At 62.9% G+C, this 13,209-nt stretch carries 12 protein-coding genes; 5 read left to right on the forward strand and 7 right to left on the reverse strand.

The genetic code is table 11. The features are described from left to right. Window positions 1-253 precede the first annotated feature (253 nt). Window positions 254-811, reverse strand: a complete 558-nt coding sequence (locus MGN01_RS14710; protein WP_147047580.1) for a dihydrofolate reductase family protein — start codon at window positions 809-811, stop codon at window positions 254-256. Window positions 812-1,902: 1,091 nt separating this feature from the next. Between MGN01_RS14710 and MGN01_RS14715 the strand changes: the two genes are divergently transcribed. The 4 genes from MGN01_RS14715 to MGN01_RS14735 all read left to right on the forward strand — a co-directional run bounded on the left by MGN01_RS14715 (window position 1,903) and on the right by MGN01_RS14735 (window position 6,718). Continuing rightward, entirely contained in the window at window positions 1,903-2,367 is a 465-nt protein-coding gene (locus MGN01_RS14715; RefSeq protein WP_147047581.1) for a low affinity iron permease family protein, read from the forward strand. A 383-nt stretch (window positions 2,368-2,750) separates the two neighbouring features. Then, on the forward strand, window positions 2,751-2,978 hold the full coding sequence (locus MGN01_RS14720; protein ID WP_147047582.1) for a hypothetical protein: 228 nt from the start codon (window positions 2,751-2,753) through the stop codon (window positions 2,976-2,978). Window positions 2,979-3,578: 600 nt separating this feature from the next. Next, the gene (locus MGN01_RS14730; RefSeq protein WP_147047584.1) at window positions 3,579-4,139 is read left to right on the forward strand and encodes an SRPBCC domain-containing protein; all 561 of its coding nucleotides are present in this window, start codon (window positions 3,579-3,581) and stop codon (window positions 4,137-4,139) included. Window positions 4,140-5,026: 887 nt separating this feature from the next. Then, window positions 5,027-6,718, forward strand: coding sequence for a methyl-accepting chemotaxis protein (locus tag MGN01_RS14735; protein ID WP_147047585.1), 1,692 nt, complete (start codon window positions 5,027-5,029; stop codon window positions 6,716-6,718). Window positions 6,719-7,172: 454 nt separating this feature from the next. Here MGN01_RS14735 and MGN01_RS14740 read toward each other — a convergent pair whose 3' ends face one another. The 6 genes from MGN01_RS14740 to MGN01_RS14765 form a co-directional block, all read right to left on the reverse strand. Next, window positions 7,173-7,580, reverse strand: coding sequence for an SDR family NAD(P)-dependent oxidoreductase (locus tag MGN01_RS14740; protein ID WP_147047586.1), 408 nt, complete (start codon window positions 7,578-7,580; stop codon window positions 7,173-7,175). A gap of 495 nt (window positions 7,581-8,075) precedes the next feature. Next, a complete protein-coding gene (gene hpxZ, locus MGN01_RS14745; RefSeq protein ID WP_147047587.1) occupies window positions 8,076-8,459 on the reverse strand; it encodes an oxalurate catabolism protein HpxZ in 384 nt (127 codons plus the stop codon). Between the two features lie 13 nt (window positions 8,460-8,472). Then, entirely contained in the window at window positions 8,473-9,870 is a 1,398-nt protein-coding gene (locus MGN01_RS14750; RefSeq protein WP_373319220.1) for an AtzE family amidohydrolase, read from the reverse strand. A gap of 5 nt (window positions 9,871-9,875) precedes the next feature. Continuing rightward, the gene (locus tag MGN01_RS14755; RefSeq protein WP_306437193.1) at window positions 9,876-10,031 is read right to left on the reverse strand and encodes a DUF4089 domain-containing protein; all 156 of its coding nucleotides are present in this window, start codon (window positions 10,029-10,031) and stop codon (window positions 9,876-9,878) included. 150 nt (window positions 10,032-10,181) lie between these two features. Beyond that, window positions 10,182-10,850, reverse strand: a complete 669-nt coding sequence (locus MGN01_RS14760) for a cysteine hydrolase family protein (RefSeq protein ID WP_147047590.1) — start codon at window positions 10,848-10,850, stop codon at window positions 10,182-10,184. Window positions 10,851-10,979: 129 nt separating this feature from the next. Beyond that, window positions 10,980-11,717, reverse strand: a complete 738-nt coding sequence (locus MGN01_RS14765; protein ID WP_238258510.1) for a GntR family transcriptional regulator — start codon at window positions 11,715-11,717, stop codon at window positions 10,980-10,982. 466 nt (window positions 11,718-12,183) lie between these two features. Here MGN01_RS14765 and MGN01_RS14770 point away from each other — a divergent pair, with 466 nt between their 5' ends. Next, window positions 12,184-13,182: a hypothetical protein gene (locus tag MGN01_RS14770; RefSeq protein ID WP_147047591.1), complete on the forward strand. Its 999-nt coding sequence runs from the start codon at window positions 12,184-12,186 to the stop codon at window positions 13,180-13,182. Window positions 13,183-13,209: the final 27 nt, after the last annotated feature.

Raw genomic sequence — 13,209 nt, forward strand, 5'->3', positions numbered from 1 at the left:
TGAGGAAAAGTGGCGGGGCAACGAGCAGCGCTTCAACGATATGCAGCGCCAGGTCGACGATCAGAAGCGGGCGTTCGGCGACACCTTCAGCCTGCGCGATGCCCTTCAGCAGATGCAGAAGCGGATCGACGCCCTGGAGGGAAATCGTCCGGGACGATAGCGCCGACTGGACCATGAGAGCCCCTGCGTGGCGGCGATAAGGCTTCCTATCGGCGTGGAAGCGCTCGAGGTGAGCCTAAGAGGCCGCTCTGGATTAGCGGGCGCGCCGGTAATGCATGGCGACGGCGCCGTTGTGGAGCGGCGATGCCGAGATCAGCTCGAGCCGTCGCGTGCTGGGCAGGCCGCCTTGGTAGAGGGTTGGCCCGTGGCCGGCGATCCTGGGGTGGACGAGGAATTTGTACTCGTCGATCAGATCAAGCCGGTCCAGCTCGGTCGCGAGTTTGCCGCTACCCAAAAGCACGCCGTCCGGGGTTGCGTCCTTGAGCCTCTGCACACCTGTGCGCAGGTCGCCGGCAATGTGGTGGCTGTTGCTCCACGGGAAGGCCTTCCGCGTCAACGACACCACGTACTTCGGCTTGGCCTCCAGCTTGACCGCCCACTCGTGAATCGCAGGCGGCGCCTCCTCGTCGCCGCGGGCGACCGCCGGCCAGTGGTTCTCCATCATTTCGTAGGTGACGCGACCCCACAGCATCGCCCCGCTCTCGTCCATAAGGCGGGTGAAGAAGGCGTGCGTCTCGTCGTCGGCAATTCCCTCCTGGTGGTCGGCGCAGCCGTCCAGGGTCACGTTGATGCTAAAGGTCAATAATCCCATGCAGCGAGGCTAAACCATCCAACGGAGAACAGGTAGGCCAATTGCTCGCCGTTTCTTTTGAACTTCCGCAATGGCTCGCTACCAGACGGTACGAAGCGTCAGATTTTGCCTCCTAGCGCGGCTGAAGAAGCGCACGGTGCCGGCGCTGTCGACGATCGTCCTGAGCGACCGGCCAGAGATCCCGCACGCCATCCTCAAGGCGGGTCCGCGGGGGGCTGGCAGCCGCCGGCATCCTCATCGCCCTGGTGCTCGGTTTCGTCATCGACCAGTTCACCGAGGCTGGCGTGTTCACGGGGACGTTCGGCTGATGCGGTGTTTCATTCTGCTTCTCGCGATTCAGGGTGGCGAGAGCTGCCCGATCGTGGCCAACCGCGATCTGATGGCAACCGTGAGCCCGCGCGTCGGCGAGAGCTGCCCCAGGGCGAGGTCCCTCATCATCTTCAATGGTTCGACGCCGGGTCGCTGTGTGGTCGAGACGCTCGCCGAGGTCATGAGCAAGCCGTGCATTGCTGGAGGTAACCGACCCGACTAACGCCACAAAGACCGATTTCATTGAGGGCGCGGCTTGTGCCGCCCTCCCTAAGCACTTGGCCCGCCCGGCGCGAACCGGAGCGGGTTTTTTCGTGACGTGCTGCGCCGAAGCGACACCGGCCTCTTTCTGCCGCTGCTACGGATCCGGCGCGGCGAAGCCTCAACCCGATCGGCCTAGCCGCGAGCCCTAAACTCAGCCCGCCCGGTTCGCCGCGGCGGGCTTTTTCGTGCGCCTGCGCCGTTGGAACGCTTCTTTGCGGCAAGATGTTACGTGCCGCACCTAGGAGATCACTATGCTCACCGGCACTGCTCTATGGCTCATCGGGATTCCGATCCCGGTCATTCTTCTGATTTGGTTCTTTTTCCTTAGAGGACGATGATGCACCGAAGCCCAACCGGTTCGCCTGGCGGGCTTTTTCGGTAAACAGCCAGCCCACGTCTGCCGCTCCGGCATCGCTGGCAGGATAGCGCCGTTCCGGCTAAGCCGCCATCTCGATCAATCCGCAGGCCGCTTAGGGGGAGCGGTGCAGCCTCATTCTGGTTGCCGAGGTTTTCTCAGCATGCCCTCCAGCAAAGTCTTTACCGCGTTTGCCTCCGGCGTAGCGCGCGCCGCCGGCAAACCCAGCGCGTTCGCGCTGTGTATCATTATCGTTGCCATCTGGGCGGCGAGCGGACCGCTGTTCCACTACTCGGATACCTGGCAGTTGATCATCAATACCGGCACGACGATCGTGACGTTCCTGATGGTGTTCCTGATTCAAAATACGCAGAACCGGGATGGCGCCGCGATCCAGGCTAAGCTCGACGAGCTAATCCGCACGAGTGCCGCGCAGAACCGCTACATTGGCATCGAGGGCCTAACCGAAGAGGAACTGGACGACCTGCGCTCAGGCTGCGCTAAACGAGCCGCATCTGGCATCATCGATGAGGCCCGTGAGGCTGCCGATCGCGCGTTGGACGAGGCCGGCGACAAGGCGCGGGCGGCCGCCAAGCGCGCAGCCGGACTAGCGAGCTACCCCAGCTAATCGTGTCAGTGCAGCGGCGGCACGATCTGCTCCGCGTCTCTTTTCCAAGCCAGGACCTGATTGCCGACGCGGAGAGCGGCTTCGTGGGTTGGCTCGATCGGCCGGGAGGCGTCCACGCGTGCACCTTCCTCGCAATAGACGGCCTAGGACTAGGGATGCGGTGCTTGGTGAGCCGTTTAACGGTGTCCGATTCGCCCGATCAGCGACGAGCGGTTGATTTTCTGGAATGGTTCCCTGCGCGCGTTCGTTCTGGCGCCCTATCCCAAGGTTCTCGTAGACGAAAGAGGCCGCCGAGACTGAACGGTTTCGGCGGTCGTTGCGTTAGGTGCCCCCGGGGCGATCTCGACGCGCCTGTTGGCCATTAGCGAAGAGGAGACAGGAGCATGTCGAGCTTGCTCGAGTACGAGGAGGGAGACAGCGATCGTGCCGAGTTCCGTCGCGGTTTCGCGCATGGTGCCCAGGCTTTGTTCGATGTCGTCGGCAGTCAGTTGTCGCAGGGTGACGCGGATACGCTCCGTCGTTGGCTAAACAGGGACATACGAGAATGGACCCTCACCGGCGAGGAGCTGGGAAGGCCACCGCAGGCCCCTGAACTCCTGCCGCCGTCATGAGGGGCCGCGTCCGAGCAGATGGGGGGCTGGCCACCGAGGCGCAACGCAAGGCATGCGCGCGCGCGGCTCGAAAGCAACTCGAGAGGGCTCTGAGCCGCCGCTGCGCCGAAGAGCGCGCAGCTTTTTGGAAGGCTGTTGGGATCCACCACACCTCGCAGCTGGCACACCCGAAAGTCCTGGCTAAGCAACGAACGCGGGTCCCGTCACTGGGCCAGGTCGTGTGCTCTTGAAATCGCATAAAGTCGGACCTTACCAAAATCTAGGAACCGTTTTTCTCCGCTTCGACGATCGTCGTTTAATTAAATGGCGAAGAATTACGATGACCAGAAGCGCTTCAGTCAAAGTCGTCCATGGTCGATATGGCCCATCTTTTGGGTTCGCGCTTTCACGTTTTATTGTCTTTAGTTATTACAGGTTCGTTCCTGGCATCTTTTGTATTAGTTACATGATCAGTTCCGACCGCGACCAGCTTTGCGAAGGCGAGTTTTAGAGCCGCTGCCGATCATCCCGGATCATATGCATCGCATCCAGCGGCGGTGAGATTGTTGCGACGTTCGTCAGGGGAGTCCTCGCGTTCGGCCTTCCCCGCCTGCAAGGTCCATGGTGGTAGGAAAGCAAAAGCAGAAGGGGCAAAATCGTGGAGCACGACAGGAGGGGCATGACTTACGGGTGGATTGTGCCATCCGGCAGATCGCAGCGCCTAGCGAAGTGGTCTACAGGGCCCTGACCACGCGAAATGCTGTGCAGAGTTGGCTGCCTCCAGCGGGAGCATGCGGCGTGATCCATGATTTCGAACCGCATCCCAACGGACTGTTTCGGATGACGCTCATATTCGAAACTCCTGATGAGAACGGCGCGCGAAAGTCGTCATCAAATACTGATGTCATCAACGGCGAGTTTCTAGAGCTTGTACCGAACGAGGTCGTGCGGCAGCGCTGCACATTCGTGTCCGACGATCCTGCTTTTGCCGGAGCAATGGTGATGACTTGGCATCTGACATCCATCGGCGGAGAGACAGAGGTGCGCGTTTCTGCTGAGAACGTTCCACCTGGGATCGACCATCGTAACCATCAACGCGGAATGAATTCTTCGCTGGCAAACCTCGCAAGCTATGTCGAACAGCGGGGTTCACTTCAGGTCGCGGCTGGCGCAGATATCTAATGCTCCGCGCTTAGGTGTCATGGCCGTGCTCATCTTGCATACTTAGAAGACTGATCACGGTCTTGATTTATGACTTCATGCAGATCTATTGCGATTGGTCTGCAACAGGTTAGGTCGGTGCGGTTGGCCCGGCCCCGTGCGGGCGGGTCCTTCCGGCCTCAGAGCCTGCCCTCGTCCGCCAGCGGGGCGGGCTCTGTTGCGTCCGGAGCGCCCGGTGCGCCGGTGCACGGATTGACCGCCTCTGCCATTTCTCTCGCGGTTGCGACACTAGCCGCGCCGCGCTCGTCCCTACGGAGTTGCAGCAAGATCATGTCGAGAAGCACCCGCGCTTCCAAAGACCCTCCCGAGCCGATGGCCTCTCGGGCGCGTTCGCAATGTTGCAGAGCCTCGACGATCTGAGTTCTGTCTTGGGGAATGAACTTGGACACTTGCGGCGCTCAGGTTCCGCGCACTCTACGCGCTGCCGGTTCGTACAATCCACGGGTCGCATAAAAAGAGCCACGTATGCTGCAGATTGTAGAAAGATTGGTGAAGCGTATCTTTCCGTGAAGTCACAGCCGCGTGGTCGACTAGCCGCAAGCCGTCCCGCGCCTCTTCTATTTTCGCTCGCTGATCATCTCCGTCGCCAGCACAGACTGCTAGCCCGCCCGGCGAAAGCTCGTGGATCTCCACCCGACGAAGGCGCCATCCTATCCGCGAGGAGCGTTTCGAACTGAGACTGGGCAAAGCAGCGAGCCGGAGAATGGTGTCGCAATGTCCAGCTCGCCGGCCTCATCGCAAAAATATTCGCGGTTAACGGGATTAAAATGAGGGTTGCATAGGGGTGCCGCTTCGGCTCCGAGCTTCACCCGGCATGTGCCTGCTCGGTCTCAACCAAGAGCACGAGCATGCGACTGCACCTCTCCATCAAAACCGTTCTGGCTTCCGCGTTTTCCCTTCTTGCCGTCGTCAGTGCCGGGCAAGGAGCACTCTCGGTCGCGAAGGTGAGCGCTATTCGGCAGGGCGTGAACGAGATCGACACCAACTGGCTGCCCTCGGTCGTTGCCATCAATAATATCAAGTCTGCGGCGGAAGAGGTGCGCATCAAGCAGTTGCACCTCGTAGCATTCTCGAATTCGCCTACCCAACGTGCCGAGAACGAGGCCCAATTCGCGACTGCTTTGGGCTCGATCGCAAAGGCGCGCAAAGTCTACGAGCCGATGATCGCCAATTCTGAGGAACGGGCCCTCTACGACGAATTCAAGACGCTATGGACACGCTTCGAGGAAATCGCGCGTAAAGCTTCGCAGTTGGTCGCCTCCAGCCGACAGGCCGACGCGTTAACGCTGATGAGCAACTCGACCAACGCAAACCTCTATGACGAAGTACGGCGGTCTCTCATCCGGGATGCCGACTTCAACGAGCGCAGCGCCAAGATGGAGGTTGCTGCGGCCGGGATGGCCGCCGACTCTGCGGTACTGGCCGCTTACGTGTCAGTAGCGATCGCGGTGCTAATGGCGCTGGCGGCCATGGTCTTCAGTTGGCTTCGGGTGACCCGACCGATCCAAGAGATGACCAGCGCTATGAAGACGTTGGCCGGCGGTGATGCCACTGCGGAGATTCCTGGTACGGAGCGGGATGACGAGATCGGCTCCATGGCATCAGCTGTGCAGGTCTTTAAAGAGAATCTCCTACGGACTCGCGCTTTGGAGGACGAAACGGCGCAGGCTCGGTTGGCTGCCGAAGAGCAGAGAAAAGCAGGCATGCGCCAAATGGCGAGCAGCTTCGAAAGCGCTGTAGGCAGAATCATCGGGCTTGTCTCTTCTTCGGCCACCGAGTTGCAGGCCACGGCGCAGACGATGACCGCGACCGCGAGCCAGACGGCGAGCCAGTCCAGCTCAGTCGCGGCTGCCGCCGAGGAAGCTGCCTCCAACGTCAACACCGTCGCGGCCGCTGCGGAAGAGCTAGGCGCCTCCGTCGGGGAGATCGGCCGTCAGGTCGGCGGCTCAGCCGATCTCGCCCGCTCGGCGGTGGCGGAGGCCAGTCAGACCAGTGCGCTCGTCAAGGAGCTAAGCTCGGCCGCCACGCGGATCGGCGATGTCGTGACCCTGATCAGCGGCATCGCCGGCCAGACCAATCTTCTGGCTCTGAATGCCACGATTGAGGCGGCCCGCGCCGGCGAGGCCGGCCGCGGCTTCGCGGTCGTCGCCTCCGAAGTGAAGGAGCTGGCGAGCCAGACCGCCCGCGCCACCGAAGAGATCAGCAGTCAGATTACCCAGATCCAGGGCTCGACCAACCAGGCCGTGACGGCGATCGGCTCGATATCCGCGCGGATCGAGGAGATCAGCGGCGTCGCCACCTCCATCGCCGCCGCCGTCGAAGAGCAGGGTGCGGCGACCCAGGAGATCGTCCGCAACGTCGCGCAGGCGGCGGCGGGAACCGGCGAGGTCACTGCGAACATCGTCGGTGTCGCTGGGGCTGCTGAGGAAACGGGAGCATCCGCCTCTCAGGTTCTCGGCGCAGCGTCCGAGTTATCGCAGCAGGCGGAACATCTCTCGGCTGAGGTCGATCGCTTCTTGGCTACGGTGCGCGCAGCTTGAGGCTGCGGCGACAGGTCATTGAAAGAACCGCCGCAAAGAACCTAAGCAGCCGCTCGCTGCTGGGTTCGTCGACACATGAGGAGAACGTCAGCCCGCCCGGTTCCCGCCGTCGACGACCCGCGATCAGTTTCCGCAGTGGTCCCGGCGTTAACGCCTACCCATGCGGGAACAGCGGCGCGGTTACCGAGCGCGAGGATCTCCCAATAAGGGCGCCTAGGGCACGCCGTTCCCCTGCAAACCGAAGCTGCGGACGAGGATAAGCGCAATCGGGTCCCATAACTTCGCCGCGATGGCGAGCCTGCATAATACCGAGCCGGGGCCGTATGCGGCCATTTGAGGCGAGCCGGCCCCTCCAAGCCCGAACTGGATCCGCAGCGATCAAGCCGTGCTCACGGCGGCGGGAACGGTTGCGCGGCTGCTCGCGCCGGCAACCACTCCACACCGATTAGCAAGATCAGTATTGCGAAACGCCCCCGTCGACATCCAACTCGACGCCGGTGATGTACGCGCTGTCATCCGATGCCAGGAAAACGGCGGCCCTGCCGAGATCTTCAGGCGAGCCGAGGCGGCTCAGGGGAATGGTGTCGATCAGCCCCACGCGCTCTTCCGGCGGAATCACGCTCGCCAGGCCGGGGGTCAGGGTATGTCCCGGGCTCAGCACGTTGATGCGGAAGCGCCGCTCCTTGGTGTCGAGCATCCAGCCGCGTGCGAGGTTCCGAACCGCAGCTTTGGTCGACGAGTAGACGGACATATTGGGGATGCCGATCGAGCCCGCGATCGAGCCGGTGAAGATGATGGACGCACCGTCGCGCAGAATGGGGAGCGCCTTCTGGAAGCCGAAAAGCAGCCCCTTCTTAACCACCCGTGTCTGGCCCTACCGGGATGCTTCGTCCGCTGATCCAGCAGCGCTCGAGCAGTTCGCTCAGCTCGAGGAATGCAAGTGGGCCCCCACGACGCTCTCGACTTTTGCCCAGCTTGACGGCCGCAGACAGCCTCCCGGCCAGCGCGCAAATGGTCCAACTAAACGTCCAACACTACGTCCAACATATTCTAGAGCGCCCGCAAAATAGCTTTGTGATATCAGAGTATTAGGATAGTTGTAGATTTCATCTGGCGGACACCCCTTCCGCCAGGCTCTAGGCAAGTTCTCGGGTTCGGCTAGCGCGATCACGCGCACCGCGTCATGCGGGGCCGGTCCTGGTTGTCGTCGGGCCTCCGTTGTCCGATCCGGTCACGGGCTCGGCCATCGACAGGAACCACGATGCGTTCAGGCCTTCCACCCGGAGGCAGCTGGCTTCGAGCCTCGAACCGCCTTCGTCGTGTCGGCAACTCGTACCATTTGAACCCCGGACGCTTCCTATTCGCCCTCGATCACGCTGACGTGGGCTGCGACGACCCGCCAGCCTTCGGGAAAGCGAACCCAGGTCTGGCTCTGGCGTCCCACTTTGCCAGGCGCATTGGTTCGCCGGAACAGGGTCATCGCGACGGCGTAGTCACGGCCGTAGGTCGTGATCACCGTGTCCGATAGGCTGCGATCGAGGCCTTGGGGCGAACGCGAGCGCCGAAAGGCGCGGATCGCGTCCATGCCGTAGAGGTTTTCACCCACGCCGTATCGGATCGTACGGGGATCGTCGTGAAAGAGCGCTTCGAGCGTCGCGACGTCGTTGCCGACGAGGGCCGCTTCGTAGCGCGCGAATGCCGCTTCGACCTCGGCTTTCGTCTCGGCATCGTCGATCTGCATCGGTTTCTTCCTCTCAGGCGAACGCCGCGACGGGCGCTCGCACGTGACCTTCCTTCTCGAGATATCGCGCGATGCGCAGCACCACATCCTCGCGCCAGGGCGCGCCGATGATCTGCACGCCGAGGGGAAGCCCATCGTCGAGCCATACGGGGACGGCGGCGACCGGCAAGCCGATAAACGAGATCGGCTGCGTGAAGACGCCGATATTCGCACGAACGGGCAGTTCCACGCCGTCGAGCACGAAGGTCTTTTGACCGAGCCTGGGCGCCCGGCACGGTGTGGATGGAGCAAGGATGACGTCGACGTCGCGGAACAGGTCGAGGACGGCCGTGCGGTAGTGACGGCGGAAGCGCTGCGCGCGCTCCAGGTAAGGCGCAGGGATCATCGCACCGGCGATGAGCCTGTCGCGGACGGCCGGATCGAAATCTTCGGCACGGCTGCGCAAGCGATCGAGGTGCAGGGTGGCGCCTTCCGCGGCCGTGATCAGGTAGGCCGCCGCACGGGCACGGGCGGCTTCCGGGATATCGACCGTTCGATCGCATCCGAGCGCGTGGCCGAGGTGCTGGACGGCAGCAAAAGCCTCTGCATCGCCGCCACGAGCGAAGTAGCCACCGGCAACGCCGACACGAAGATCCCCGATTCCTGCGTCGAGCGTTGGGCGCACGGCCTCGATCCCGCGATCGGTCTCCACGGGATCGGCTGGATCAGGCCCCTGCATCGCGTCGTAGGCAAGCGCGAGATCCGTGACCGAGCGGGCGATCGGGCCGAGATGGTCGAGGCTTCCGACGAAGGGGAAGCTGCCGGCCCTGCTGAGCCGGCCATAGGTCGGCTTCAGGCCGAAGCAGCCGCAGAAGGCCGATGGGACGCGGATCGAGCCGTTCGTATCGGAGCCGAGCGTCAGCGGGACGAGACCTGCCGCAACCGCGCCTCCCGAGCCGCCGGACGACCCGCCGGACATATGCTCAAGATCATGCGGGTTTCGTGTCGGCCCGTCGTGGATGTTCTCGCCGGTGAAGTCGTAGGCGAATTCGCCCATGTTCAGGGCGCCGACGAGGATCGCTCCCGCTGCTTCGAGCCGCGCGATCAAGGTCGCGTCGCGCTCGGCCGGGACTCGGTCGCGATTGATTTTCGCGCCAGCCCTGGTCGGCAACCCGGCGACGTCGAAGAGGTTCTTCACCGCGAAAGGTACACCGGCCAGGGGGCCGATGGCTTGGCCGCGCTGCCGAGCGGCATCGACGGCATCGGCGCGCGCGAGAGCGCGGTCTGACAGCACGTCGGTGAAGCTGTTCACGCGGCCGTCGATCCGCGCGATCCGTTCGAGCGTCGAGGCGACGACGCTGCGAGCACTGACGGACTTCGTCGAGACAGCGGATGCGATCTCTGCGGCGGAGGCTGTGCTCAGATCTTCCACGCGCGTCACGCCTCGAAAACCGGTGCAGCCTCGGCTTCGTCGGCCAGAAGGAAGCTGGCGACGAGCTCTGCCGCCGCGTGCAGGACTTTCAGGTTCGCAACGATTGCCGGCGCCCAGTCCGGATCGATCGCGAGATCGAGGATGCCCAGCCCTGCGCTCAAATAGGCATCCGGATCGAATGCCGGTTTCGTGTCGCGTGCCGCCATTGTCGCCCCGATCGATCCACTGGCTTGCGTGAGAGAACGGTGATGGCGTGGCCCCGTGCAACGGCCACGCCACACCCCGTTGGCGAGTGCGAGCGTCTCAGCGCGTCATGGGGTGGTCATCGACGCGATCGCGCGGCCGGAATCGGTTACCCATCCGAAGATGCCGCCTTGCGCCTTGATCATCGCGAGCCCGACGTCGTGGAATTCCGGGATGTACGAGCCGCAGGCATCCGAGACGACGACGCAGCGATAGCCACGGTCATTGGCCTCCCGCACCGTCGTATGCACACACACCTCGGTCGTGACGCCGCAGACGAACAGCGTCGTGATCCCGCGGGCCTGCAATGCGTCGCCGAGCCCGGTCGCGTAGAAGGCGCCCTTCCCCGGCTTGTCGATGACCAGCTCGCCCTCCCGCGGCTGCAGTCTGGGGATGATGTCGTGGCCTGGTTCCCCGCGGATCAGGATGCGCCCCATCGGGCCGGGCGCGCCGATGCGTGCAGTCGGCTCTCCGCGCTCGAGCTTGGCAGGGGGCGCATCGGAGAGATCGGGTTTGTGGCCCTCGCGGGTATGAATGACGAAAAGGCCTGAAGCGCGTGCCGCCTCGAGAAGATCCTGCGCTGGTCGGATGGCCTTGGCGAGCAGAGACACGTCGTTACCGAGCGTTTCGCCGAAGCCTCCCGGTTCGAGGAAGTCGCGCTGCATGTCGATGATGACGAGCGCAGTCGCCCCGATCTCGAAGGAGAGGAGTGACGGTTCAGCGTCGACGATGGGCATGATGATGAGCGCGAGACTGCATTTCCAGGCGCTCAATCATGTATGCACAACACGCCGTTGGCGTGCCCAAACCATACACATCGCTGCACGAATGTGCGGCGCTTGACGCTCCCCTATGCAAAAGCGGCCTCAGCGGCGGGAGCGGATCGGGTCGGCCGGCCGATCGGCGCGCCCATTCGAAGCGCGGCCAGTTGGAGCCTGGTTGCGCGCAGCCTTCCTTCCGACGGCGGCCTCGGCATCGACGGCCTCGAAGACGTCCTCGACGATGCTCATGTGAACGAGCATCGCCGCGTTGGCCGCGGCGGCGTCGCGGGCGAGGATCGCCCGGACGACGAGATCATGCTCCGAATGCGATCGCACAAGGCGGCCCGGCGCCAGAAACTGCATGCGCCTGTAGGGCGTGAGCCGTCGGCGGAGGTTTCGCGCGATCTCTTCGACGACGCTGTTATGGGAGCCTTCGTAGAGAAGGCTGTGAAATTCCTGGTTTCCGGCGATGTAGGTGTCCAGGTCGTCGGCTTTAGCCGCGTGTCCCATGCGCTCATGCAGATCGCGCAACCGGCCGCGTTCGGCCGGGCTCATGCTGAGCGTCGACAGGCGGGCGCAGGTCGCCTCGATCTCGCCCATGGCGATGAACAGCATGTCGAGTTCATCCGGCGTGATCATCCGGACGGTGGCACCATATCGCGGGCGCAGGTCGATCAGCCCAGTCCCGTTCAGGAGCCGCAACGCGTCGCGTACCGGTGTCCGCGATACGCCGAAACGCTTGGCGAGCAGTTCTTCTTCGAGATGGGTGCCGGGGGAGAGTTCACCCGACAGAATGGCGTTGGCGATCTCGTCAGAGAGGTTCTCGGCGCGAGTTTGAGACACGGATCCTCGGTCTTTTTCGAGTACGCTCGGAACGGGCGTTCTCTTTGGCGCGGGGCGATCGAAGGCGGCGGTTGTCGATGACGAGCAGCACATGCCACCTGCCATGCATACAGCAATCGCGGTGGCTCGGCACCGTGCAAACCGCCGGCCAAGCTTGAGCGCGCGATCTCATTTTTCAATCGCCACGGGCGATATTCGGCATCACAGCCACAGGAACAGCATGTCGATTGAATCCACGGCATAGTTGTGCCGAGTCTTCGGCGACGCCCTGTAGATCAAATCGGTAAGAGAGAAGAACGAAGCCCGTGCTTCGACCTCACCGTCTAGTGACCGCTTGACAGCAACTGGCGCGCCGACAGACCTGTTGCTGAATTGTTACGGCGGACGTTCCCGATTTGCACGGTCCGCGGCATGGCACATCGGTTGCTGCCCTCATCTCGTGTTTCGCGAATGAGGAGAACAGAAAATGTTCGCGCGGGGGCTTTGGGCGACGGTGCTGTCGCTCGGTATGGTTGGATACGGCGCAGCGGCGGATCTCGATATCAAAAAGGAAAGGGCGCCGGAGACGCGGGAGGTCAAGGAAACCCCGTTCTTCCTCTTTGCCGATACGCAGGTCAGCTTTCGCTACCAGTTTCCGGCTGCTGAGCCGGGCGTGCAGGTGTCGAAGCCCGATGGAAGCGTCGCGACCCGCGGCATTCCGAAATACATCACCAACATCTCGCATGCCGATGCCTGGGCCTACGGCACGAACTTCTTCTCGCTCGATATCCTGCGATCGGCCAACCAGGATCCGGCTGGTACGACGAACGCCCCCGGCGGGTTTGCCCAGTACGATTACGGTGCGACGGAAGCCTATGGCCTCTATCGCGGCACTTTGAGCCTGAACGCCCTGACGAATACCAAGGCCTTCACGATCCCGGGGATCGTGAAGGACGTTTCGCTCGCCTTCGGCTTCGATGCGAACTCGAAGAACACCGCCTTCGGCCCGAAGAAGCGCGACGTCGTCGGCGGCCTGACCTTCTCGGTCGACGTGCCGGCGGGCTTCCTGAACATCTCGACGCACGCCTACAAGGAGTGGAATCGCAACGGCTTCAACCTGCAGCCGAACCGCGATGTCAGCTTCGACACGGTTCCCGAATTCGAGATCGTCTATAACTTCCCGCTGAGCTTCTTCCCGAACGTCCCGCTCTCGATCGCCGGCTTCAACAACATCGTCCTGCCCAAGGGCCGCGGAGTCTCGGATCCCAGCGCCTTCGCCACCAATCCGAAGACCGGCCTCGAATTCCTGTCGCGCACCAACCTCGTGCTCGACGTGGGCAAGCTGGTCTGGAACCAGCCCAACAGGCTCGATGCCTTCATCGGCTTCCAGTACTGGCTGAACAAGTTCGGCAACCAGGAGACGCCAACCTTCAAAGGCACCGAGGAGAAGAGCTTTCTCGCCGGCTTCGCGGTCCACATCTTCTGAGCCGCGACGATCCTCGAATCCCAATAC

Origin of the sequence: Methylobacterium gnaphalii, from assembly GCF_007992215.1 — a bacterium.
GTDB lineage: Bacteria > Pseudomonadota > Alphaproteobacteria > Rhizobiales > Beijerinckiaceae > Methylobacterium > Methylobacterium gnaphalii.